The organism is Pseudomonas sp. NPDC090201 (genome assembly GCF_044746825.1).
GTDB classification, from domain to species: Bacteria; Pseudomonadota; Gammaproteobacteria; order Pseudomonadales; family Pseudomonadaceae; genus Aquipseudomonas; species Aquipseudomonas putida_AD.
On the sequence record NZ_JBIVCX010000004.1, the window covers coordinates 467,029 to 491,063 of the forward strand.

General features: G+C 63.5%; 21 protein-coding genes and 1 pseudogene. 11 read left to right on the top strand and 11 right to left on the bottom strand.

Going from position 1 to position 24,035, the window contains the following annotated elements; all coding sequences use genetic code 11:
• Positions 1 to 166: 166 nt before the first annotated feature.
• Positions 167 to 2,182, bottom strand: a complete 2,016-nt coding sequence (gene uvrB, locus ACIPOO_RS16295) for an excinuclease ABC subunit UvrB (RefSeq protein WP_400608553.1) — start codon at positions 2,180 to 2,182, stop codon at positions 167 to 169.
• Between the two features lie 338 nt (positions 2,183 to 2,520).
• Here uvrB and ACIPOO_RS16300 point away from each other — a divergent pair, with 338 nt between their 5' ends.
• Positions 2,521 to 3,717, top strand: a complete 1,197-nt coding sequence (locus ACIPOO_RS16300) for an amino acid aminotransferase (RefSeq protein ID WP_400608554.1) — start codon at positions 2,521 to 2,523, stop codon at positions 3,715 to 3,717.
• A gap of 245 nt (positions 3,718 to 3,962) precedes the next feature.
• Here the strand turns inward: ACIPOO_RS16300 and ACIPOO_RS16305 are convergent, their stop codons facing one another.
• Complete coding sequence (locus ACIPOO_RS16305) at positions 3,963 to 4,928, bottom strand: isopenicillin N synthase family dioxygenase (RefSeq protein ID WP_400608555.1); 966 nt, start codon at positions 4,926 to 4,928, stop codon at positions 3,963 to 3,965.
• A 357-nt stretch (positions 4,929 to 5,285) separates the two neighbouring features.
• Between ACIPOO_RS16305 and ACIPOO_RS16310 the strand changes: the two genes are divergently transcribed.
• From ACIPOO_RS16310 to ACIPOO_RS16355, 10 genes are all read left to right on the top strand, one after another.
• Complete coding sequence (locus ACIPOO_RS16310; protein WP_400608556.1) at positions 5,286 to 6,473, top strand: alpha-hydroxy acid oxidase; 1,188 nt, start codon at positions 5,286 to 5,288, stop codon at positions 6,471 to 6,473.
• A gap of 4 nt (positions 6,474 to 6,477) precedes the next feature.
• Positions 6,478 to 7,854 (top strand): FAD-binding oxidoreductase, encoded by a 1,377-nt coding sequence (locus ACIPOO_RS16315; RefSeq protein WP_400608557.1) that lies wholly within the window; start codon positions 6,478 to 6,480, stop codon positions 7,852 to 7,854.
• A gap of 23 nt (positions 7,855 to 7,877) precedes the next feature.
• Positions 7,878 to 8,714 carry a transporter substrate-binding domain-containing protein gene (locus ACIPOO_RS16320; protein ID WP_274131346.1) on the top strand — a complete coding sequence of 279 codons (837 nt, stop codon included), beginning with the start codon at positions 7,878 to 7,880 and terminating at the stop codon, positions 8,712 to 8,714.
• Between the two features lie 155 nt (positions 8,715 to 8,869).
• A complete protein-coding gene (locus tag ACIPOO_RS16325) occupies positions 8,870 to 9,529 on the top strand; it encodes an amino acid ABC transporter permease (protein WP_400608558.1) in 660 nt (219 codons plus the stop codon).
• Complete coding sequence (locus ACIPOO_RS16330; RefSeq protein ID WP_400608559.1) at positions 9,526 to 10,197, top strand: amino acid ABC transporter permease; 672 nt, start codon at positions 9,526 to 9,528, stop codon at positions 10,195 to 10,197. The genes ACIPOO_RS16325 and ACIPOO_RS16330 overlap by 4 nt, the downstream gene beginning before the upstream one ends.
• 74 nt (positions 10,198 to 10,271) lie before the next feature.
• Complete coding sequence (locus ACIPOO_RS16335) at positions 10,272 to 11,096, top strand: amino acid ABC transporter ATP-binding protein (protein ID WP_400608560.1); 825 nt, start codon at positions 10,272 to 10,274, stop codon at positions 11,094 to 11,096.
• A gap of 129 nt (positions 11,097 to 11,225) precedes the next feature.
• On the top strand, positions 11,226 to 11,963 hold the full coding sequence (hutC, locus tag ACIPOO_RS16340) for a histidine utilization repressor (RefSeq protein WP_400608561.1): 738 nt from the start codon (positions 11,226 to 11,228) through the stop codon (positions 11,961 to 11,963).
• 86 nt (positions 11,964 to 12,049) lie between these two features.
• Entirely contained in the window at positions 12,050 to 12,235 is a 186-nt protein-coding gene (locus ACIPOO_RS16345) for a hypothetical protein (protein ID WP_400608562.1), read from the top strand.
• Between the two features lie 326 nt (positions 12,236 to 12,561).
• On the top strand, positions 12,562 to 13,875 hold the full coding sequence (locus tag ACIPOO_RS16350; RefSeq protein ID WP_400608585.1) for an MFS transporter: 1,314 nt from the start codon (positions 12,562 to 12,564) through the stop codon (positions 13,873 to 13,875).
• A gap of 115 nt (positions 13,876 to 13,990) precedes the next feature.
• Positions 13,991 to 14,824 carry an oxidoreductase gene (locus ACIPOO_RS16355; RefSeq protein ID WP_400608563.1) on the top strand — a complete coding sequence of 278 codons (834 nt, stop codon included), beginning with the start codon at positions 13,991 to 13,993 and terminating at the stop codon, positions 14,822 to 14,824.
• Between the two features lie 169 nt (positions 14,825 to 14,993).
• Here the strand turns inward: ACIPOO_RS16355 and ACIPOO_RS16360 are convergent, their stop codons facing one another.
• The 9 genes and pseudogenes from ACIPOO_RS16360 to ACIPOO_RS16400 form a co-directional block, all read right to left on the bottom strand.
• Positions 14,994 to 16,316 (bottom strand): c-type cytochrome, encoded by a 1,323-nt coding sequence (locus ACIPOO_RS16360; protein WP_400608564.1) that lies wholly within the window; start codon positions 16,314 to 16,316, stop codon positions 14,994 to 14,996.
• Positions 16,317 to 16,328: 12 nt separating this feature from the next.
• Complete coding sequence (locus tag ACIPOO_RS16365; protein WP_400608565.1) at positions 16,329 to 18,104, bottom strand: GMC family oxidoreductase; 1,776 nt, start codon at positions 18,102 to 18,104, stop codon at positions 16,329 to 16,331.
• Positions 18,105 to 18,106: 2 nt separating this feature from the next.
• Positions 18,107 to 18,856, bottom strand: a complete 750-nt coding sequence (locus ACIPOO_RS16370) for a gluconate 2-dehydrogenase subunit 3 family protein (RefSeq protein WP_400608566.1) — start codon at positions 18,854 to 18,856, stop codon at positions 18,107 to 18,109.
• 227 nt (positions 18,857 to 19,083) lie between these two features.
• The gene (locus ACIPOO_RS16375) at positions 19,084 to 19,926 is read right to left on the bottom strand and encodes a methyl-accepting chemotaxis protein (RefSeq protein WP_400608586.1); all 843 of its coding nucleotides are present in this window, start codon (positions 19,924 to 19,926) and stop codon (positions 19,084 to 19,086) included.
• Positions 19,927 to 19,941: 15 nt separating this feature from the next.
• A pseudogene (locus ACIPOO_RS16380) lies at positions 19,942 to 20,766 on the bottom strand (cache domain-containing protein); the annotation flags it as partial.
• Between the two features lie 88 nt (positions 20,767 to 20,854).
• Positions 20,855 to 21,613: a siderophore-iron reductase FhuF gene (fhuF, locus tag ACIPOO_RS16385; protein ID WP_400608567.1), complete on the bottom strand. Its 759-nt coding sequence runs from the start codon at positions 21,611 to 21,613 to the stop codon at positions 20,855 to 20,857.
• Between the two features lie 30 nt (positions 21,614 to 21,643).
• A complete protein-coding gene (locus ACIPOO_RS16390; RefSeq protein ID WP_274131358.1) occupies positions 21,644 to 22,477 on the bottom strand; it encodes a formyltransferase family protein in 834 nt (277 codons plus the stop codon).
• An 11-nt stretch (positions 22,478 to 22,488) separates the two neighbouring features.
• A complete protein-coding gene (locus ACIPOO_RS16395; protein ID WP_400608587.1) occupies positions 22,489 to 23,475 on the bottom strand; it encodes a TauD/TfdA family dioxygenase in 987 nt (328 codons plus the stop codon).
• A 43-nt stretch (positions 23,476 to 23,518) separates the two neighbouring features.
• On the bottom strand, positions 23,519 to 23,719 hold the full coding sequence (locus tag ACIPOO_RS16400; protein ID WP_081569556.1) for an MbtH family NRPS accessory protein: 201 nt from the start codon (positions 23,717 to 23,719) through the stop codon (positions 23,519 to 23,521).
• Positions 23,720 to 24,035: the final 316 nt, after the last annotated feature.

Consider the following 24,035-nt stretch of genomic DNA (forward strand, 5'->3'; position numbering starts at 1 on the left):
TGTTGTTGTTTTTTTTTGTTTGTTCGCCCCGGCACTGGTTTGTGGGCGGCGGCCCCCCCCCCCCCCCCCCCCCCCCCCCCCGCCCCCCCCCCCCCCCCCCCCCCCCCCCCCCCCCCCCCCCCCGGCCGGACTGCTACGGAACGCGTTGACCATTGAGCTCTTCGCTTCAAACCGCCAGCAACCGCTCACGCAGCTTGGCGATTTCGTCGCGGGTCTGCGCGGCGGCTTCGAACTCCAGATCGCGGGCCAGTTGGTACATCTTCTCTTCCATCTGACGGATGCGCTTGTTGATCTCGCTCGGCGAGCGCAGCTCGGCCTCGTACTTGGCGCTTTCCTCGGCGGCCTTGGCCATGCCCTTGCGCTTCTTGCTGCGCGAACCGGGCACGGTGGCGCCTTCCATGATGTCGGTGATGTCCTTGACCACGCCCTTGGGGGTGATGCCGTTTGCCAGGTTGAAGGCAATCTGCTTGTCGCGACGGCGCTCGGTCTCGCCAATCGCCCGTTCCATGGAGCCGGTCATGCTGTCGGCGTAGAGAATCGCCCGGCCATTGAGGTTACGCGCGGCGCGGCCGATGGTCTGGATCAGCGAGCGTTCGGAACGCAGGAAGCCTTCCTTGTCGGCGTCCAGAATCGCCACCAGCGAGACTTCCGGCATATCCAGGCCTTCACGCAGCAGGTTGATCCCCACCAGCACATCGAAGGTGCCAAGGCGCAGGTCGCGAATGATCTCGACCCGCTCCACGGTGTCGATGTCCGAGTGCAGGTAACGCACGCGCACGCCGTGGTCGGCCAGGTAGTCAGTGAGGTCTTCGGACATGCGCTTGGTCAGGGTGGTGACCAGCACCCGCTCTTCCAGATCGACACGTTTCTTGATCTCCGAGAGCAAGTCATCGACCTGGGTCAGCGCCGGGCGGATTTCGATCTGCGGGTCGACCAGGCCGGTCGGGCGCACCACCTGCTCCACCACCCTGCCCGCGTGCTCGCCTTCATAGGGGCCGGGCGTAGCGGAGACGAAAATGGTCTGCGGGCTGACGCTTTCCCATTCATCGAAACGCATCGGCCGGTTGTCCAGCGCCGAGGGCAGGCGGAAGCCATATTCGACCAGGGTTTCCTTGCGCGAGCGGTCGCCTTTGTACATGGCGCCGACCTGCGGCACGCTGACGTGGGATTCGTCGATCACCAGCAGCGCGTCCGGCGGCAGGTAGTCGTAGAGGGTCGGTGGCGGCGCGCCGGCCGGGCGACCGGACAGGTAGCGCGAGTAGTTCTCGATGCCGTTGCAGTAGCCCAGCTCCAGAATCATCTCCAGGTCGAACCGGGTGCGCTGCTCAAGGCGCTGGGCTTCCACCAGCTTGTTGGCACCGCGCAGGTATTCCAGACGCTCTTGCAGCTCGACCTTGATCCCTTCCATGGCATCGAGCAGCGTTTCCCGGGGGGTCACGTAGTGGCTCTTGGGGTAGAAGGTGAAGCGCGGCAGCTTGCGGATGACCTCGCCGGTGAGCGGGTCGAACGCCGACAGGCTTTCCACTTCATCGTCGAACAGCTCGATGCGGATGGCTTCCAGGTCCGATTCGGCCGGGAAGATGTCGATCACATCGCCCCGCACGCGGAAGGTGGCACGGGCGAAGTCCATGTCGTTGCGGGTGTACTGCAAGTCAGCCAGGCGGCGCAGCAAGGCGCGCTGGTCGAGTTTGTCGCCCCGGTCCACGTGCAGGACCATGCGCAGATAGGTTTCCGGGCTGCCCAGACCGTAGATGCACGACACCGTGGTGACGATGATCGCGTCCTTGCGCTCCAGCAGCGCCTTGGTCGCCGACAGGCGCATCTGTTCGATGTGGTCGTTGATCGAGGCATCCTTCTCGATGAAGGTGTCCGAAGACGGCACATAGGCTTCGGGCTGGTAGTAGTCGTAGTAGGAGACGAAGTATTCGACCGCGTTGTTGGGGAAGAACGCCTTGAACTCGCCATACAACTGCGCGGCCAGGGTCTTGTTCGGCGCCAGCACCAGGGTCGGGCGCTGCACCTGCTGGATCACGTTGGCGATGCTGAAGGTCTTGCCCGAGCCGGTCACGCCGAGCAGGGTCTGGTGCGACAGACCGGCCTCGATCCCTTCGACCATCTGCCGGATCGCTTCGGGCTGGTCGCCAGCCGGCGCAAAACGGGTAACGAGCTGAAACTCGGACATAGCAGACCCCTGTGTTCGCCTGTGCCGGGTGAAATGCCCGGCGGGCGCGAAATGAGCGCGGACGACTGATCCCGTCAAAGGAAAAGACGCACGTATAGAGAAGTAATGGGACTACAAATGGAGTCCATAACGCCAGCTTTCAAGCCGCTCTTGAGTGATTAGTCCCCAAGACATGACTAATGGTCGAAATAAATCGGAAAAACCCGGAAAAAACCTGCCCGCGCCTGTCGCCCCCGCCCACGATGCTCTCTATACTGACTCCCCGTTTGTGCACCGCTCTAGTGCATTCGGCCGGAGCGATGCAACCCATTCACTCCCTATTCAGAGCCGCCGCAAAAATGAGCCTGTTTTCCGCTGTCGAAATGGCACCACGCGATCCTATCCTGGGCCTCAACGAAGCATTCAACGCCGATACCCGTACCACCAAGGTCAACCTGGGTGTAGGCGTTTACAGCAACGAAGAAGGGAAAATCCCGCTGCTGCGTGCCGTTGCCGAAGCAGAGGAAATTCGTGTCGCTCAACACGTGCCCCGTGGCTACCTGCCAATCGACGGCATCGCCGCCTATGACAAGGCCGTGCAAACCCTGCTGTTCGGTGCCGAGTCGCCACTGCTGGCCTCGGGCCGCGTGATGACCGTGCAGGCCGTTGGCGGCACTGGCGCCCTGAAGATCGGCGCTGACTTCCTCAAGCAACTGTCGCCCAACGCCGTCGTGGCCATCAGCGACCCGAGCTGGGAAAACCACCGCGCCCTGTTCGAAACCGCGGGCTTCCCAGTGCAGAACTACCGCTACTACGACGCCGCCACCCATGACGTGAACCGCGTCGGCATGCTCGAAGACCTGCAAAACCTGCCGTCCGGCTCCATCGTCGTGCTACACGCCTGCTGCCACAACCCGACCGGCGTGGACCTGACGATCGAAGACTGGAAAAAAGTCCTCGAAGTCCTGAAAGCCAAAGGTCACGTGCCGTTCCTGGACATGGCCTACCAGGGCTTTGGCGACGGCATCGACGAAGACGCCGCCGCCGTGCGCCTGTTCGCCGATTCGGGCCTGACCTTCTTCGCCTCCAGCTCCTTCTCCAAGTCGTTCTCGCTGTACGGCGAGCGTGTCGGTGCGCTGTCCATCGTCACCGACTCGAAAGAAGAAACCGCGCGTGTGCTGTCCCAGGTCAAGCGCGTGATCCGCACCAACTACTCCAACCCGCCGACCCACGGTGCCACCATCGTCGCCGCCGTGCTGAACAGCCCGCAGCTGCGTCAGAAGTGGGAAGACGAACTGGCCGAAATGCGTGTTCGGATCAAGGGCATGCGTGAAGAGATGACCAACCGCCTGGCCAACAACGCAGCCGGTCAGGACTTCAGCTTCGTCGCTCGCCAGCGCGGCATGTTCTCCTACTCGGGCCTGACCACCGAACAGGTCCACCGCCTGCGCAACGAGTTCGGCATCTACGCACTGGACACCGGCCGCATCTGCGTGGCTGCGTTGAACAAGAGCAATATCGACGCAGTGACCAAGGCGATCCTGGCGGTTATCTAAGCGACAGCCGCAAGCGACAGAAGGGGAAGCAGACGCGGGTCTGCTTCCCCTTTTTCATTCCCGTAGCAGCACGGCTTGCCGGCGGGGGCGATCTTGAGGGCGCCGTCGCGGGCAAGCGCGCTCCTACAGGGTTTAACCGTAGCAGTCCGGCTTGCCGGCGTCGGCGATCTCAGGGGCGCCATCGCGGGCAAGCGCGCTCCTACAGGGTTCGGGTCAGCGATGGTCGTAGCGACCACCGGGATGATTCACTGCGCCTTCTTGCGATACGCCATCGAATCATCGATCCGCTTGAGAATGTAGTCCCCTGCCGCCACCGCCGGGTAAAGGCTGCTGGTCGGTTCGATCCCCAAATCGCAAGGGTCGACAACGGCGCTATAGGTCGGATCGTAGAACGTCGCGATGGAATAGCGCTCATGCCCTGACTTGTTGATGACCCGGTGCAAAGTCGAACGAAAACGGTCGTTGGACCAGCGCGCCAGCAGATCACCCACGTTTACCACCAGGCTGCCCTCGATGGGCGTGGCGTCGATCCAACTGTTGTTGCCCAGTTCGCGCACCTGCAAACCGCCGCTGTTGTCCTGATACAGCAAGGTAATGCAGCCATAGTCGGTGTGCGGCGCAACGCCGAACTGGTCGGCCTCGGCCATCGGTGGATGCGGCGGGTAATAAACCATCTGCGTGCGTTGCAGGCGCTTGCCGTATTTGGGCGCGAAGAAATCCGGCGCGATCCCCAGCCCCACCGCCACCGCCTTCAACAGATCGGCCCCCGCCAGCCCGATTTCCTCGTAGTAGGCATCCAGCGCCATGCGCAATTCGGGCATGAAATCCGGCCACTGGTTCGGCCCGCGCAGCGCTTCCCCGGCGAGCACGCAGGGGTCATCTTCGGGCAACTCAAGCCCCATGCTGAAGAATTCCTTGAAGTCCGGCTTGGTGGCCTCGTACATCAAAGCTCCGCCCAGCGCATGCCAGCCGCGATGACGCTTGTTGACTGCGACCTTGCGCTTGGTTTCGGCCGGGTAGGCAAAGAAGGTCTTGGCCGCCGCCATGGCGTTGTCGATCACCGACTGCGGCACGCCGTGATTGATGATGTAGAAAAAACTGATTTCGCTGCAGGCCTTGCGAATGGCCTCCCCGGCGCGCTCGATGGCAGCCTGGTCGCCCTGGCGGACACCCGCCATGTCGATCAGCGGGAGGTTGGCGGTGGCAGTCATACGGGCTCCTCATGGGATGGATGGCGGCAGCTGTATAGACAGGGGCAAGCATTTAGTGTGCCGCCGCAGACCCCGCGTTGCTGTAGGAGCGCGCTTGCCCGCGACCACGGTACATCTGCAATACATCCGTGGTCTGACACTCCGCCGTCGCGGGCAAGCGCGCTCCTACGGTTTGCGTTGTCATCCGGTTTCCACACGCCCCAGCAGCGGGCACAGGGACCCCATTCGGTGCAACTTTTGGTGACATCACAGCAGAGCGCCGCGCAAGTCCTGCGCGGCAGAGCGCCATCTGTCCCTATGCCATGAACTGGCCTGCATCTTGCCTTGGCTGTCTATACAGCTTGCCCAGGGATTTTCATGCGCCGCTATCACTCAGGTACCGACTTCGCTCGCGCCCACAGCATCGCCGAACTGGCCCACATGGCCCGCCGACGCCTGCCGCATTTCGCCTGGGAATACCTGGAAGGCGGCGCCGAAGAAGAACTGACCTTGAAGCGAAATCGCCAGGCCTTTGCCGAGGTCAGCCTGCTGCCCAGAACATTGGTGCCCTGGCAGACACCCGACACGCGCCGTACCCTGCTGGGCCGTGCCCAGACGCTGCCGATGGCCATCGCCCCGACCGGCTACAACGGCATGCTCCATCGCGATGCCGACATTCACCTGGCACGGGCTGCCACCGAACGCGGCCTGCCCTTCACCCTGAGCACGGTGGCCACCAGCTCGCTGGAACAGCTCGCCGCAGCCGTGCCTGACGTCAACCTGTGGTTCCAGCTCTACAGCATGAGCGACCCCAAGGTGCAGGAAGACCTGATCCAGCGTGCCGAAAACGTCGGCTGCCAGACCTTGCTGCTGACCAGCGATGCCGTGTTGCTGGGCAATCGTGAATGGGACAAGCGCAACTTCGCCCGCCCTCGGCAATTGAGCCTGCGCAACAAGCTCGACGTGCTGCGCCATCCGCGCTGGATCAAACAGGCGCTGTGGCCCCAGGGCATGCCCAGCATGGCCAATCTGGATCGCTACCTGCCGGCCGACCAGCGCAATGCCGCAGGCGCCGCGCACTTCATTGGCGAGAAGATGGAAAAGCAGCTGAACTGGGAATTTCTCGCGCGCTTGCGTGACCGCTGGCCGCATCGCCTGCTGCTCAAGGGCGTGATGCACCCCGACGACGCCGAGCAGGCCGTGAACCTGGGGCTGGACGGCATCGTGGTCACCAACCATGGCGGCCGCCAACTGGACGGCGTGCCTGCAAGCCTGGATTGCCTGCCCGCCATCGCTGCGGTGGTCAAAGGCCGCCTGAGCATCCTGCTCGACAGCGGCATCCGGCGCGGCACCGACATTCTCAAGGCCTGTGCCCTCGGCGCGGACGCCGTGCTGCTGGGCCGGGCGACCTTGTACGGGGTGGCGGTCGGCGGACAGGCCGGCGCGGGCCATGCGCTGGACCTGCTCGCCCACGAACTGCGCCTGGCCCTGACCCTGCTCGGCCAGCCGGACCTGAATCAACTGCGCGCCAGGCCCAGCGCCTGCGCCACTTTTACCGTGAGTTGACCCCATGAGCGACGTGCAACAGACCATCGACCAGTTACGCGAAGCCCTCGGCGAGGCCCAGGTGCTGACCGGCGAGGCGATCAACCCGCGCCACTTCAGCGACTGGACGCGCCACGCCCCCGCCTGCCCTGCGGCGCTGATCCTGCCCAAGGACACGGGGCAAGTCTCCACCGCGCTGCGCATCTGCAACGCTGCCGGGCAAGCCGTGGTGCCACAAGGCGGCATGACGGGGCTGGCGGGCGGCGCCGTTCCACGGGCCACTGACTTTGCCCTGTCGCTGGAGCGCCTGCGCGGCATCGAGGAAATCGACCCGGCCGCTGCCACTGTCACGGTCAAGGCCGGCACCACGCTGCAGGACATCCAGCAGGCCGTAGCCGACGCCGGCTACCTGTTCGCGCTGGACCTGGGCGCCCGCGGTTCCTGCCAGATCGGCGGCAATATCGCGACCAACGCAGGCGGCAACGCGGTGATCCGCTACGGCATGACCCGCGACCTGGTGCTGGGCCTTGAGGTGGTGCTGGCCGACGGACGCGTGCTGAACCTGATGAACAAGATGATCAAGAACAACTGCGGGTATGACCTCAAACAGAACTTCATCGGCAGCGAAGGCACCCTGGGCGTCATCACCCGCGCGGTACTGAAAATCGCCCCGCAGCCCGGCCAGACCACCACCCTGCTCTGCGCCCTGCCCGACTACACAAGCGCCGTCGCCCTGTTGCGGCGCATCCAGCGTAGCGCCGGGACGCCCCAGGCCTACGAGTTGATGTGGCAGGATTTCTTTCGCATGGGCGTGTCGTGGCTGGAAAACCCGGTCGCGCCGATGCCCGATCACCATCCGCTGTATGTGCTGCTCGAATCCTCGGCGACCAGCAACGTGCTGGAGCAGACACTTGAGGCGGCCATCGAGGCTGGCGAAGTGGTCGACGCGATACTCGCCACTTCCCACACCCAGGCGCGCAGCCTGTGGAAGATCCGCGAGGCCACCGGCGAATTCCCGGTGCGCATCGCCCCGCTGAACTTCGACATCAGCCTGCCCATCGGCCAGATCGGCGAGTTTGCCGACCTCTGTCGCCAGCGCCTGGACCTGCGCTGGCCGGGCAACCACAGCGTGTATTTCGGCCACATCGGGGACAGTAACCTGCACCTGACCGTGGACTGCAACAGCCTGCCGCAGCCTGCGCCGGTCCTCGAAATCGAAGAACTGGTGTACCGCGCGGTGGGTGAACTGGGCGGCGCGGTGTCCGCCGAACATGGTATCGGCCTGCTCAAGCGCGAGTTCCTGCACCACTCGGTCAGTGACGAAGCGCTGGATGCGATGGCCGAGCTCAAACGCTGTTTCGACCCCAACAACATCCTCAACCCCGGAAAAATATTCGGCTGAATGCCGAAGAAGGAGCGCGCACCATGCAACTCGATTTTCCATTCAGCAGTACGTTGAAAAGCCTGAGCATCGCGGTCGCACTGGCCTGGTTGCCCATGGCGGCGCACGCCGACCAACTGGCCGATGTGAAGAAGGCCGGTGAGCTGGTGGTCGGCACCGAAATGCAGTTCGCCCCCTTCGATTACCTCGAAGCGGGCAAGCAGCAGGGCCTGAACTCGGAGCTGTTCGCCGAGCTTGGCAAGGAGCTGGGGGTCAAGATCAAGTTCCTCGACCTGCCATGGCCGAGCGTATTGCCGGGCCTTGAGGCGAAGAAATTCGACGTGGTGGCAGGCCCCATCATCGTCACCAAGGCGCGCAAGGAGCGTTACCACTTCGTTTCGCCGATTGCCGAAGCCACCGTCGCGTTGATGGTCGGTGCCAAGGACGACAGCATCAAGAAACCCGAAGACATCGCTGGCAAGACCGTGGGCGCAGGCAAGGGCTCGGCGCAACTCGAAGAGCTGAAGACCTTCGCCGCGACCTTGCCGCAGAAGGTGACCATTCGCGAATACGTCGACAACAACCAGGCCTACGCGGACCTCGCGGCCAAGCGCATCGTCGCGGTGGCCAACTCGCTGCCGAACATCTCCTTCGTCGCGTCGCAGAAGGCCAATCTGTACAAGGTGGTGCAACCGCCGTTCGGCAAGAAATCCTACTTCGCCTACCTGGGCCGCAAGGATGCCGACGCCGACAGCCTGATCGCCGCCCTCGACGCCGCCATGACGAAGATGCACGACGACGGCCGCCTGGCCGCCCTGCAGAAGAAATGGCTGGGCGCAGAAATGGACGTGCCCAAGGGTGATTTCGAACCGACGTGGTGAGTCGGCGCAAATATCGGCAACACCTCCTGTAGGAGCGCGCTTGCCCGCGACGACGGTGTGTCAGGCGACATAGTAATTCCAGACACACCGCAATCGTCCGGATACGGCCCAGACCAAGCGCGCTCCTACAGGTCCGGTAACATTGGAGTCACACCGTGTTCGATTGGCCCTTGCTACAGCAAAATGCCCCGCTCCTGCTCGACGCCCTGTGGGTGACGTTGCAGGTTTCCATCGCAGCCCTGGCAATCGGCTTTGTCATCGGCGTGATCGTCGGCAGCCTGCGCCTGTCACCGGTGCCATTGCTGCGCCGGCTGGGTGGCGCCTACATTTTCGTGTTCCGCGGCATTCCGCTGCTGGTGCAGTTGCTGTTCATCTATTACTTCCTGCCGCGCATCGGCCTGCCCAATGTCTCGCCCACCGTGGCGGCGGTCATCGGCCTGTCGCTGGCGGCCGGTGCCTACATTGCCGAGATCATGCGTGGCGGCTTCATGGCCATCCCTGGCGGGCAACTGGAAGCAGCGGGCCTGCTGGGCCTGAGCGCCATGCAGATGCTCTTGCGCATCCGCGTGCCCCAGGCCGTGCGCCTGACCCTGCCCTCGCTGGTCAATGAAATGATCCTGCTGATCAAGGCCTCCTCGCTGGTCTCGGTGGTCGGCCTGGCGGACCTGACTCGCACCGCGCAGAACCTCGCCGCCAGCGACTACATGTTCGTCCAGGACTACCTGATGCTGGCCGGCTTCTACTGCCTCATCAACATCCCGCTGGCGTACTGCGGCAGCCTGCTTGAACGTCGATTGAAGGAGCGCGGCGCATGATCTTCGATCCGACCATCATCACCGATCACCTGGGCGACATCGGCTCGGGATTCCTCGTCACCCTCGGCACCTGGAGCAGCGGCGTGGTGCTGGGCATGGCCCTGGGGATGCTGATCGCCGTCGCCCAGGTGTTCGGCAACAGCCTGGTGCGCGCACCGTTGCGGGTGTTCATCGAACTGATCCGCAGCACGCCGTTTCTGGTCCAACTGTTCCTGATCTACTACGGCGGGCCGTCCTTCGGCCTGAGCCTGGACCCAGTCCCTGCGGGGATACTGGGCCTTGGGGTGTACGGCAGCGTGTATTTCGCCGAGATCTTCCGTTCCGGCTTCGAGTCCGTCGCCCGTGGCCAGCTGGAAGCGGCCGATTGCCTGGGCATCACCCGCCTGCAATGCATCTGGCGCATCCAGGTGCCGCAGATGCTGGTGATCATTCTCCCGGCGCTGGTCAACATGATCACCGTGCTGTGCAAGGAAACCGCCGTGCTGTCGATCATCACCATTCCGGAACTGACGATGGTGCTGACCGGCATCGGCTCGGAAACCTTCGCCTTCGTCGAAACCCTGCTGATGCTGTGCATCGGCTACCTGATTCTGGTGGAACTGTGCTCGCGGCTGGGCATGCTCCTGGAAACCCGCGTCGGCCGCTTCATGAACAGGCAAGCACGATGAACAGTTTTCTGATCCCTGGTGGCGGTGCGAGCGCCGAGCCACGTAAGCAAGCCAGCGAGCAACAAGGTGACAGCATGAAGACTTCTGCAACCGCGCCCGGCGAGCAGCCCACCATTCTCACGCTGAGCAAGGTCGGCAAGAGCTTCGGCCAGTTGCGGGTGCTCAAGGGTATCGACCTTGAGGTGCGCCGCTCGGAAGTGGTGTGCCTGATCGGGCCTTCGGGTTCGGGCAAGAGCACACTGCTGCGCAGCATGGCGTTTCTGGAGGAATACGACGAAGGCCAGATTCACATCGAAGGCAAGTTGCTCGGCTGGCAGGAAACCGACCGGGGCCGCAAGCGCGCGCCACAGTCACAGATCAACCAGGTGCGGCGCAACGTCGGCATGGTCTTCCAACAGTTCAACCTGTGGCCGCACATGACTGCGCTGGGCAATGTGTGTGAGGCGTTGCGTCAGGTACGCAAGCTGCCGGCGGACGAAGCGCGCAAGCGTGGCATGGCGATGCTGGAGAAAGTCGGCTTGGCGCACAAGGCCGACAGCTACCCGGCGCAGTTGTCGGGCGGGCAACAGCAGCGCGTGGCGATTGCCCGGGCGCTGGCGATGGAGCCGCACATCATGCTGTTCGACGAGCCCACCTCAGCGCTGGACCCGGAGCTGGTGGGCGAGGTGCTGCAGGTGATGAAGACCCTCGCCAAGGAAGGCATGACCATGGTCGTGGTCACCCACGAAATGGGCTTTGCCGCCCAGGTGGCCGACTCGGTGATTTTCCTCGACCAGGGCGAAGTGGTCACCCGCGGCACACCCCGGGACATCTTCCACAACGCCACCCAGCCGCGCCTGCAGCAGTTCCTGCAGAACTACCTGGATCGCAATGCGTTCTGGCAGGACGGTGGTAAGTGATTGCCGGCAACCCACTGTAGGAGCGCGCTTGCCCGCGATTGCGGTGTGTCATTCAAGTATCCGTATCTGACACACCGCAATCGCGGGCAAGCGCGCTCCTACAGGGACGCATAAACCTGGGAGGTTGTGATGGACAAGCCGGCACCACAGGCTCTGTATCGCCAGGCCAAGGATTTCGTCCATGGCAAACTCGCCTCGGGCGAATGGAAACCCGGTGACCTGATCCCATCGGAGAACCGTCTGGTGCTGGAGCTGGGCATGTCGCGCATGACGGTCAACCGCGCCTTGCGCGAGCTCAGCGAGGAAGGCCGGCTGGTGCGGGTGTCCGGGGTCGGCACCTTCGTGGCGCAGACCAAGCCGCAGTCGAACCTGTTGCAGATCACCAACATCGCCGACGAGATTCTGGCCCGCGGTCACCGTTATTGCTGCCAGGTGCTGCACCTGGGCCGGGAAGCGGCGTCGATGCCCATTGCCGCCGCCCTCTCGCTGACCACCGGCGCCTCGGTGTTTCACCTGCTGTGCGTGCATTACGAGGAAGATGTCGCGGTGCAACTGGAAGATCGTTATGTAAACCCGCAAACGGCGCCGGACTTTCTGCAACAACCCTTTGGTGACCAGGTGCAGTCGGCGCGCTATCTGTTGCAGATCATCGAGCCGGACGAAATGGAGCACATCGTCGAGGCTGGCCACCCCAGCGCCGACGAGGCCCGGCACCTGCAGATCGACGCCAGCGAGCCGTGCCTGGTCCTGATGCGCCGCACCTGGCACAAGGACCGGGTGGTGACCTTCGTGCGGTTGGTCCACCCTTCTTCGCGCTACCGTCTGGGTAGCCGGTTGCCGGTGACCGGTGCCTGGCGCAACGCCTGACCGATCGGCGGATTGATCGAACCCCTGCGCCGCCCTGCCCTCGATATCAACAAGACCCGTTCAACAGGGCTTGCGAGGAGAGGTATATGAACGACCAGAGCACCGAACGTAACGACCCGGGCATCGATCCGGAGAAGACCAACGGGGAAACAACCGAAGATAACAGCTACACCCCGGACTTCGAGCCCGAGGAACACGAGTCGCCGGACACCACCAAGGAAGAGAACCAGACGGGTGAGACGGACCGGGATATCGATACGGCCGGGGGTTGATTGCCGGGATCAATATTGTAGGAGCGCGCTTGCCCGCGACGGCGGTGTGTCTGGTGGCATCGTAATTTCTGACACACCGCGGTCGCGGGCAAGCGCTCCTACAGGAGGCGGCCACCATCGGGGCTAAACATCGTGGATTTGTCCATTGCATAGCTGCCTAACCAATAGGCACCATAGCGCTTTCGCCTGCCTTGGCAGCCTTGTCTGCCGCGATGCCCGGAGCGTTGTCGATAATGGTCCAGTCCACCACCCAGCTGCCTGGTCAGCCGGCTACCCAGAACCCTCCCCCGATCAATGACAAGCTCACCTCCCGCGAATTTCGCGGCATGGTGGCGATTCTCTTGTCCATCGCCCTGGCCACCCTCGACACGGCCATCGCCAATACCGCCCTGCCCGCCATTGCCGCAGACCTGAAAGCCTCCCCCGCTGCGTCGGTGTGGATCATCAACGCCTACCAGCTCGCCGCCGTCGCCACGCTCTTGCCCTTCGCGGCGCTGGGCGGGGTGCTGGGCCAGCGCAAGGTCTACCTCGGCGGGCTGATGCTGTTCGTGCTGTCGTCGGCGCTGTGCACCTTCTCCTGGTCCCTGGAAACCCTGACCATCGCCCGCGTGCTGCAAGGCCTGGGCGCCAGCGCGATCATGAGCGTCAACGCCGGACTGATCAGTTCCATCTTCCCCCCTGAGCGCCTGGGCCGTGGTTTGGGCATGAACGCGCTGGTAGTCGGCACATCGTTCTCCATCGGCCCGACCATCGCCTCGCTGGTGCTGTCGGTCGCCAGTTGGCCGTGGCTGTTCGCGATCAACCTGCCCATCGGCGTGTTCGCCCTAGTGTTCGCCTGGAACTCGTTGCCGGTGGTCAAGCCCGGCAGCCTGACCTTCGACCGCGTCACCGCGCTGCTCAACGTCCTGACCTTTGGCGCGCTGATCTTTGCCCTAAGCCAGGCCGCGCAACTGGGCTCGCTGGCCAGCGTGCTGATTGCCCTGGCGGTGTTCCTGGTGTGCGGCGCGGCAATGATCAAACGCGAGACAGGGCACCCGGCGCCGATGTTTCCACTGGACCTGCTCAAGCGGCCAATGTTTGCGTTGTCGGCACTGACGGCTTTCTGCTCCTTCGCGACCCAGGGCCTGGCGTTTGTCTCGTTGCCGTTCTTTTTCGAGGCGACACTGGGCCGCGACCCGGTGCAGACCGGCTTTCTGATGACGCCCTGGTCGGTCGTGGTGGCGATGATCGCGCCGTTCGCCGGACGCATGTCCGACCGTTATCAACCGGGGCTGCTGGGCGGCATAGGGCTGGCCTTGCTGTGCTGCGGGATGATTTCCCTGGCGACCATGCCCGCCGACGCCAGCGTGGTGGCCATCGCCGCGCGGATGGTCCTGTGCGGCATCGGCTTTGGCTTCTTCCAGGCGCCGAACCAGAAAGCCCTGATGACCAGCGCCCCGAGGTCACGTTCCAGTGGCGCCAGCGGCACCATCGCCACGGCGCGCCTGATCGGCCAGGCCACAGGGGCGGCGCTGGTGGCCTTGAGCTTCGGGATTTCCAGCGAACACGGCCCGGTGCTGGCGTTGAGCATCGGCGCCGGGTTTGCGGCGGTGGGCAGCGTTGCCAGCGGATTGCGCCTGGTCACCCGCAACGCGGTCTAAACGCCACGGCAGGATCAGGCAAGCATCGCGTAGAACTGATCCATCGCCCGCCACGTCAATGTTTCTAACATGGGGGTCTTACAGCCACGGCATCACGTTTGACGAGGTACATCACATGAGCGATACCAAAACCCTGTTCATCACCGGCGTCAGCACAGGCTTCGGCAGGGCCCTGGCGCAACAGGCGCTGGCCGCCGGGCACAAGGTCATCGGCACCTTGCGCAACCCTCAGGCGCTGGCGGACTTCGAAGCCCAGGCACCGGGGCGCGCCCATGGCGTACTGCTGGACGTGACCGAATTCTCGGCCATCGACAGCGTCATCAATGACGTCGACACCGCCTATGGCCCGGTGGACGTGCTGGTCAACAACGCCGGTTACGGCCATGAGGGGATTCTGGAAGAGTCGTCGCTGGACGATCTTCGCCAGCAGTTCGATGTGAACGTGTATGGCGCGGTGGCGATGATCAAGGCGTTCGCGCCGTTGTTCCGCCAGCGCCGCAGCGGCCACATCATCAATATCACCTCCATGGGCGGCTTCATTACCATGCCGGGGATTTCCTATTACCACGGCAGCAAGTTCGCTCTGGAGGGGATTTCCGAATCGCTGGGCAAGGAGCTCAAGCCGTTCAATGTCTTCGTCACGGCGGTGGCGCCGGGTGGATTTCGCACCGACTGGGCGGGCCGTTCAATGCAACGGGCGCCCCGGCAGATCGCCGATTACGATGAGAGCTTCGATCCGGTCCGCAAGGCCCGCGAGGAACGCAGCGGCAAACAGCCGGGCGACCCGGTCAAGGCCGCCGACGCGATGCTCAAGCTGATCGCCAGCGACAACCCACCCGCCCACCTGCTGCTGGGCAGCGATGCGCTGAAACTGGTGCGGGACAAACTGGCGCAGCTTGAAGCCGAGATCACGGCGTGGGAAGCGGTGACGCGGTCTACCGATATCTGATGGTATCCCTGCCCTGTAGGAGCGCGCTTGCCCGCGACAGCGGTGTGTCATTAGCTCCTGCATCGTCTGATGCACCGCCGTCGCGGGCAAGCGCGCTCCTACAGGTTGGGGGGGCAGATTTGATGAAAAAAAGCGGCGTCATGCATTGCGCGTGACGCCGCTTCTGCTTTTATGGCTTGGGCAAAGTCGCGCGCAGTTCGGCGACCTGGCTGGCTTTCACCGCAGGCGCCTGGTTGCCCCAGTTGCTGCGGATGAAGGTCAGCAGTTGCGCCACTTCTTCATCGGACATGCGCCAGGCAAAGCCCGGCATGCCCAGTTCCGACGGCGCCGTTGCCGTAGCCGGCAGTTTGCTGCCAGTCAGCACCAGACGAATCATCGACACCGGATCCTGCGACAGCACTGACGAGTTGCCGGCGATCTTCGGGAATACCCGCTGATAGCCCTGGCCGTCGGTGCGATGGCAGGCTGCGCAGTTGTCGACGTACAGCTCGGCGCCGCGACCGCTCTCCTGCCCTGCCTGCAACGCCTTGGCGGTGGCCGGATCGGCCTTGAAGCTCGACACCGAATGGGCGCTCGGCGGCAGGCTCTTCAGGTAGGCCGCCACGGCGTGCAGGTCGGCGTCGTTCAGGTGCTGGGTGCTGTGCACCACCACATCGCCCATGGCCCCACCCAGTACCGCGTGGGTTTCGCTGCGGGCGCTGCGCAGGGTCGCGACGATGTCATCGGCGCTCCAGTTGCCCAGGCCGTCTGCCGGGTTGGCGCGCAGGTTCACCGCCAGCCAGCCATCGATCACCGGGCCGCCGGCCAGGTACTCGCTGCGCGACTCATCCAGCGCCTTTTCCTGCAAGGTCAGTGCACGCGGCGTGTGGCAACTGCCGCAATGCCCCAGGCCCTGCACCAGATAGGCGCCGCGAGCGATCTGCGGGTCCTGGTAACGCGCCGCATCGAACGCCACCGCTTGCGGCGCCGGTGCGAACACCTTGCGCCAGATCGCCAGCGGCCAGCGCATCGACAACGGCCAGGGCACGTCGTTGGCGCGATTGTCGGCTTTCACCGGCTCCACGCCCTGCATGAAGTACGCATACAACGCGCGCACGTCATCGTCGCTGGCGCGGGCATAGGACGGGAACGGCATGGCCGGGTACAGGCTGTCGCCGTTGGCCGCGATGCCGTGACGCAGCGCGCGGTCGAACTCGTCCAGCGAGTACTTGCCAATGCCGGTGTCCTTGTCCGGCGTGATGTTGGTGCTGTACAGCGTGCCCACCGGCGAGGCGATCGGCAGGCCACCGGCGAACGGCTGCCCGCCCTTGCTGGTGTGGCAGGCGGTGCAGTCACCGGCGTCGGCCAGGTAGCGGCCCTTGTCGATCAACGCCTGGTCGATGCTCGCCGAGGCACTCAACGCAGGCGTTGAAGTGGGCCACAGGGCGAACGTGAACAGCGCCACGAACACCAGCACGCCCAGTGCGATAAGGCTCAAGAGAAACTTTTTCATCGTTGTTTCTCCTTATGCCTGAACCAGCGGGCCGGGGTTTTTCAGGTACTGCTCGCGAATGGCCTTGGCAGACCAGTACGCCAGCGCACCCACCATACCGGTCGGGTTATAGCCGTTGTTCTGCGGGAAGGCGTTGGCGCCGATGGCGAACACGTTATGCACGTCCCACGATTGCAGGTAGCGGTTGAGCGCCGAGGTCTTCGGATCGCTGCCCATGATCGCGCCACCGCAGGTGTGAGTGCTCTGGTACTTGGTGATGTTGTAGTGCTCGCCCGGCTTCTTGGCGTCGCCGGACATGGCGGTCGGGTTGAGGATCTTCGACATCTCCATGGCCTTGCCCACCAGGAACTGCGACGCCTTGACCTCGTTGTCGTGCCAGTCGAAGGTCATGCGCAACAGCGGCCTGCCGAAACCGTCCTTGTAGGTCGGGTCCAGGCTCAGGTAATGCTGCTTGTAGGACATGCACGCGCCCTGCACCTCGAAATAGAACGAGTGGCGGAACGCATCGCTGGCCGCCTGTTTCCAGGCCGTGCCCCAGTTCGGCGTGCCCGGCGGCACGTTGATTCCGCGCACCGGCCCGGCACCCGGCTGACGTGCCCAGATGATGCCGCCGCCGACGAAACCGGCCTTGGCATTGTCCAACTGGTTGCCGTTGAGGTTGTCCATGGTGGTGCCGGCGCCGCCGATCCCGATGAACTGGTTGGCCTGCACGTCCTTGTTGAAGAACAGCACCACGCGGTTGAGGTTCTGGTAGGAATAGTTGCGCCCCACCGTGCCTTCGCCGGTCTGCGGGTCATAGGGTTTGCCGATGCCCGACAGCAGCATCAGGTGCACGTTGTACAGCGAGAACGCGCACAGCAGCACCAGGTCGGCCTGCTGCTCGACTTCCCGGCCCTGGGCGTCGAGGTAGGTCACGCCGGTGGCCTTCTTGCCGTCGCTGTCCAGATTGACCTTGAGCACTTGCGCGTGGGTGCGCAGCTCGAAGTTCTTGCGCTGGCGCAGCACCGGCAGAATGCTGATGTTGGGGCTGGCCTTGGAGTAGTTCAGGCAGCCGTAGTCGCTGCAGAAACCGCAGGCGTTACACGGGCCCATCTGGCAGCCGTAGGGGTTGACGTAAGGTCCCGAGGCGTTTGAAGCGGGAATCGGGTACGGATCCCAGCCCATCTCGCGGGCGCCCTTGTAGAACATCTCCGCGCCCAGGTAATTGGGGTTGGGCCCCAGCGGGAATTCACGGGAACGCGAGCCTTCGAACGGGTTGCCGCCGGCCTGTTTCACGCCCTGGATCACCCCGGCCTTGCCCGAGGTGCCGCAGACATATTCGAAGTGATCGAAATGCGGTTCCAGGTCCTCATAGCTGACCGGGAAGTCCTGGATGCTCATGTCGCTGGGGATGAATTTCGCGCCATAGCGCTGCTCGACATTGCTGCGCAGCTTGAAGTCTTCCGGCAGTGCGCGGAAGTGGCAGCCCGACCAGTGACTGCCCGCCCCGCCCACACCGGTGCCCGGCTTGAACGATCCCATCTGGCGATATGGCACGGCGGTGCCGTTGAGGCCGTGACGGGCGGTGACGGTTTCCTGGGACAGGCTTTGCAGGTAGCGACGATGCACCGAACCTTCCAGTTCGTCGACCACCTTGGGGTAGGCGAAATCCGGCTGGGTGTCGCGGTCGGCGCCGCGTTCCAGCACCACCACGTGCAGGCCGGCGTCGGTCAGTTCCTTGGCCAGGATCGCGCCTGTCCAGCCCATGCCGACGATGACGGCGTCCACTTTAGGTTTTGCAGTTGCCATGTTCAGCCCCTCCGTCCGGCCAGATCGACTGGCGGCAATGGATACGGCTTGTCGCGCACCGTGACCCAGTCCATGTAATCGGCGCGCATGCCCGGATAGCCGATCATCTTCCACGCGCCCATGTTCTTGTTGCCACCGTGGGACGGATCGGCGAAGTAGCCGTTGCGCACCTCGTTGAGCAGATTGGTGAAGAACAACTTCGACGAGATGTCCTGCAGCGCAAGCTTGCCGCTCTCGGCGGCCTTGAGCAGTTCTTCCTGCTGCGGATGGGACAGCTCGGCGAAGACCTTGCCGGAGAAGGTGCTCTTGCAGCTCTCGTCCATGGCCTTGATGCCAATGCGCAGGGTTTCGCGCAGGTTCAGGCGGCCCTGGTAACCGAACTCGGGCGCGGCCTCCAGAAACGGGCCTTGCATGTACCAGATACCGCCGTTGGCGTAGGGCGTCTGCATGTGGCGGTCGAGAAACTCCGGCACGCCAAGCTCGACGGCACCGGGGCCGACGTGATCCGACGGGATCAACCGGTCACAGGCGGCGATCAGAAAGGCCCACTCCTGCGGGGTGAAGAAGGTCGGCTTGTAGTCGCCGGGCACTGCCGGGGCTACCGGTTGCGCGGCCTGGGCGGCGTCGCTTGCCGGCGTCTGCGCGAAGGAGGTGCCGGGAAGGCCGGCACTGGCCAGGGTTACCACGGGGATAAGGGTCAACGACTTGCGCAGGAAATCGCGCCGCGCCGGTGACGTGTCGTCATCGAACATCGGGTTTTACTCCTCGGACTGAACACGGGTGTGCTGCGTTTTTCTTGTGGGGTGTTACGGCCTCTTGTCGTGGCTCTCGTTATGCATCGCCCGTACGCGAAGGCTTGCACAGCCTTCGTGCCGGGAGATTCGATTGCCAGCTAATCATTAGATAGCTAAGCAATCGGGCGTTACTAAACCAGCTATTGCCGCCCTCGGCTACGAGCAGGGACGGGTTAAACGATTCATCAAATCTTGAACTGCCCTACCAGCGCGCTGAGGTTGTTACCCAGTGCCGAAACGTCGCGCATGGTGCGGGCGCTCTGCTCGGTTTCCTCGGCGAGGTTTTCCACGGCGCCGGCGATCTGGTGCACGCTGCGGTTGATCTCCTCGGCGACCGAGGTCTGCTCTTCGGCGGCACTGGCGATCTGCGCGTTCATGGCATTGATGGTGCCTATCAGGCCCGAGATGGAATCCAGCGAGACGCCGACTTCGTTGGTCTGCTGGTTGGCGCCCTCGCCCGCTTCGGTGGAACGGCGCATGGCCGCGACCGAGGCATGGGTGCCTGTTTCAAGGCGGGTGATCATGCCCTGGATTTCCTGGGTGCTCTGCTGGGTACGGCTGGCCAGCGCGCGAACCTCGTCGGCGACCACGGCAAAACCACGCCCGGCTTCCCCGGCCCGTGCCGCCTCGATGGCCGCGTTGAGCGCCAGCAGGTTGGTCTGCTCGGCAATCGAACGAATCACGTCGAGCACCGAGACGATGGAGCGCACGTCCTGTTGCAGGTTGTCCAGGCTGGTGCCGCTCAAGCGGATGTCATCGACCAGCGAACTCATGCCGGTGATGCTGGTGCCCACCACCTTGCGTGCGGCCTGGCCTTGCTGGTCGGTTTCGCTGGCGGCTTCGGCGGCACGCTGGGCGCTGAGGGCCACTTCCTGGGCCGCGGCGGACATCTCGTGAATCGCTGTCGCCACCTGGTCGGTTTCCTCGCGCTGACGCTGCATGGCCACCTCGGAACGCTGGGTCTGCTGCGTCGCCTGGTCCACCAGGCCTGCAAGATCCGTGGTCATCTGCGCTATCTGCCGGACCATGGCGTGGATCTTGTCGACGAACAGGTTGAACGACACGGCCAGATCACCCAACTCGTCGCGGCTGGTCACCACCAGACGGTGGGTCAGGTCGCCGTCGCCGGCGGCGATGTCATCCAGGTTGGTCTTGAGAATACGCAGCGGACGCACGATACCGTTGGCAGTCCAGACACCGGCAGCAGCGGTCACCAGCAGCAGGATCAGGGTCACCACGAACACGCTGGCCAGAATGCTGCGGGTACGGCTGGTCACCGCTTGCTGTTCCAGCACCATGGCGGCGTCGATGTCGTCCATGTTGATCGCGCTGCCCAGCACCATGTCCCACTTGTCCAGGAACACGGTGTAACCCAGCTTGGGCACCTGCACCGCTTCGTCACCCGGCTTGGGCGCCGCGTAGTCGATGTAATGCTTGGCGTTCTTGGCGACCTCGACGAAGGTCTGGTAGTGATACGAGCCATCGGGATCGCGGGTGTCCCAGAAGCTCTTGCCGACACCGGCCGGACTGTCGCCCCGGAAGATGCGCACGCCCTTGGTGTCGTAGCCAAAGAAGTAACCGTCCTCGCCGTACTTCATCGGCTTGAGCAGTTCCAGCGCCTTGTCCCTCGCGGCCATGTCGCCTTTGGCGGAAGCGTCGTGCAGCGGCTTGATGGTGGTCAGCGCGACATCGACATAGTTTTTCAGCACCTGGCGGTTGCGTTCCACCAGTTGCTCACGGGTTTCCTTCATTTCCTGATTGGCACTGTTTTGCAACATCCATGCGGCCACGCCACTGAGAATCAGGGCGAACAGCAACGCGGGAACGATGGCAAGACAGAGCAGCTTGCTTTTGACGGTCAGCTTCATGAGACGAATCACCTCCTGGTCGTGTGGTTATCCCCTATCGGCCGGTGATCGTACATCTTGAAATAAATTGATGGCAAATTGACGCCAATCAGTTGGCAGATTTAATCAGCGCGCACTCAAGCCGGCGTTCACGGGCGGGCAGCGGGCAGTTCTCGCAGTACTCGAGTCCCCCTACCAGATAGCGCACGCAACACACCCGACGCTGTCGCTTGAGGCCATGTTGTCCGATCACTTTGACGTAGCGCACCGGCTGATACAGCGGGTTGCGCGTGCCGTCAGGCTGGGTCGGCGCGGCCAGCAGTTCGTGGCCGTGGCCCAGGTCGGCGTGGGGAACGCCAGCGGCAAGCACGCCCAGCAACCACTCGAAGTAATTGCCGGCATTGCTCCACAGCACTTTGGGCGAGACGCGCACATGCCCGGCGACGCCGTCGATGAAGGGACGCAAATGGCCTTCGAGGAGTTCTTCGAAACGCTGGAAGGGATCCGTGGGTGTCGACGCCCAGCGTTGGCCGGCGTCAGGCAATTTGAAGGCCTGGGGCATGCCCTGCTCGTCCAGCACCAGTTGCAGCCGTTCCAGGTGCAATGGCAGCCGATGACCGAGAACCAGCGAAGCGGCCACCACGGGCGGAATCAGCTTGATGAAATAGTACTTGGTCCAGATCGATGCCAGACCGCGTCGGTCACCCTCGGCGTAATGCGCGCCAAAGCGGTCGAGCACCTGATCGAAAATTTCGGGGTCGAGCAAAGTGCGCAGGGGAATGCCCTCGCGCGGGTCGTCGTTCAGTACCAGCACATCGCGGTAATGGGCGAACTCGGCAATGAACAACGGCGCCAGGGCGGGGATCATCGCGCTGGCGCCGTTTGTGTGGTTCGACCTTTAATGAGGCTGACGCCGCGCCAGCACCAGCAACCCCTGCTCCAGCGCCGGGAACAGGCTGTTGTTGAAGTTGTTCCAGCGCAGTTCCAGGATGGTGTCGTCGGGGGCGATGGGCGTGTCGAGGACGTCGAAGATCACCTCGCCCGAATCGATGCCGTTATCGACGTAATGGAACGAGGCGCCGGTCATGTCCACCACCGGGATGTCCACGGTTTCGCGGGTCTTCCAGTCGATCACCTTCTTGCCACTGGCGCCGTACAGCGCGTCGAGGGTGGCGTAGGCGCCGCGACGCTCGTAGGGCGATTCCAGGCGGGTGATGCCCGGATGGATGTTGACGATACGCCGATGGAAATCCGCACCCGGACGGACCAATTCATCGAGGATCACCAGCAGGCCATCGAGCACCACGACCTCCGCTTCGAGGGCATGCAGCCGCTCGCCCAGACGACGCTCGAAATCCGACTTGCCCGCCGGACGGCCCGTATCGCCCAGAGGCAGGGCACGGTAGGTGGATGGCACGTTTTCCAGCAGGTCATTGACCAGGCGCCCCTGCACCTTGAGCCCGGCAGGATAGAACCAGTGCTCGCCCTGCCCCGGCGCGAAGCCGTATTCCCTGATGTTTTCCCGGTCGCGGGGCGATTGCGGGTTGTCGTCGCAGATCACCGCTTCCAGGGAGTAGTAATCCCCCAGCGGCGTGTCGTTGAGCGCCTGCACCAGGAACTCCAGGGGCGACTTCATGTAGCGTTTCTCGCCGTGGTAGTCGACATACTGACCGGCCTTGTCGGCCGCCCCGTTGCGCAACGACCAGACGTACACAAGCTTGGTTTTTTGCATGGATTTCGAACTCATGGAGTGTTGTGCAGCGTGTGACCGTTGACGCCTTCGGCCATGGCGACCACCACTTTGCGCTCGCCGCTGAAGGGCTTGCGCGAGTGGGCGACGAGCATGTTGTCGAGCATCAACACATCGCCGGTCTGCCAGGGGAACACCACCTCGCATTGCGCGAGCACGCCGCGAATCTGCGCCAGGGCGTCGTCTTCCAGCGGGCTGCCGTCGCCGTAGTAGACGTTACGCGGCAGGCCCTCCTCGCCCACGGTTTCCAGCAGGATTTCCTGCATTTCCGGATCGAGGTTGGAGAGGTGGAACAGGTGCGCCTGATTGAACCAGACCCAGTCTCTGGTGCGTGGATGTTGCGCCACGCCCTGGACCTGCTCGCGGGTGCGCAGGTCGCCGTCCTCGGTCCACTCGTACTGGATGCCGCGCTTGCGGCAGTAGGCTTCGACCTCGCTGCGTTGCTCGGTGTTGAACACCTGCTCCCAGGTCAGGTCCAGGCCGTTGCCGTAGTTGCGCACGTACATCAGGCGCTTCTCTTCGAAGCGTTTGCGCAGCGCCGGGTCGATGCGGCGGAACACTTCTCGGCTGTCGGCAATCGGCGTCTCGCCGCCACTGGCTGCGGCCTTGGCGCAGTAGAACCAGATGCGCATCGGCCATTCGGTGGTGTAGGCCTGTTCGTTGTGCAGCGGGATCGAGCGGTGCGCGGGGTATTCGGTGGAGGTGTAGACGCCCTTGCCACCGACCTTGCTGCGCGGGGTGGAGCCGAACTCGTAGTTGAGCAACGGGTGGCCGAAGGCTGCAGCGAAACGCTGGAAGCCTTCGACGCCTTCGCTGTCGAAACCGCTGAACAGGATGGCACCGTCGCGTTCGAGCATCCGCTCGACCACGCCGCGCAGGGACTGGAATTGCGCCGCCAGCGATGCACCCGCCTGGGCTGGGTAGACGCGCAGCGGAAAGCCGGTTTCGAGGTGGAGCTGGTGTGGCGTGAGCATGCTCATGTTCATGGGCAGGTCGCTCCGCAGGCAAATGGGTTTGTCTGATTCAGGCCATGGCCTTGCGCAGGCTCAGCGGGCGCATGTCGGTCCAGGTGGTTTCGATGTAGTTGAGGCAGGTCTGTTTGTCGCCTTCGACGCCAACGCTTTTCCAGCCTTCGGGGATGGCCTTGTAGTCAGGCCAGATGGAGTATTGTTCTTCGTGATTGATCACGACCCGGAACTGGGTGTTTTCGCCGTCAAAGCTCATATGCAAAACCTCTTCAGATGGAAATCGCCTGCGTGCAGGAGGCGTTATCTAGAAGACGATTGAGGGGGCGGGATGATTAGTGGTTCTTTCAAAAAATCGGCGGAAATCCCGCTGGTTATGATCGTTCCCACGCTCCGCGTGGGAATGCGTTGTCTGACGCTCCGCGTCTTCTTGCAACGCTGAGGTCGGGTGTATATCCGTTTTCGCGGGGGTTTTTAGCTTAGGGTTTCGCCCCTTACGGGCGACCTACTTTCTTCCGGGAAAGTAGGCAAACCATTTGCTCCTGGCTAGGGTCCTTCGGACTTCCCTCGACTCC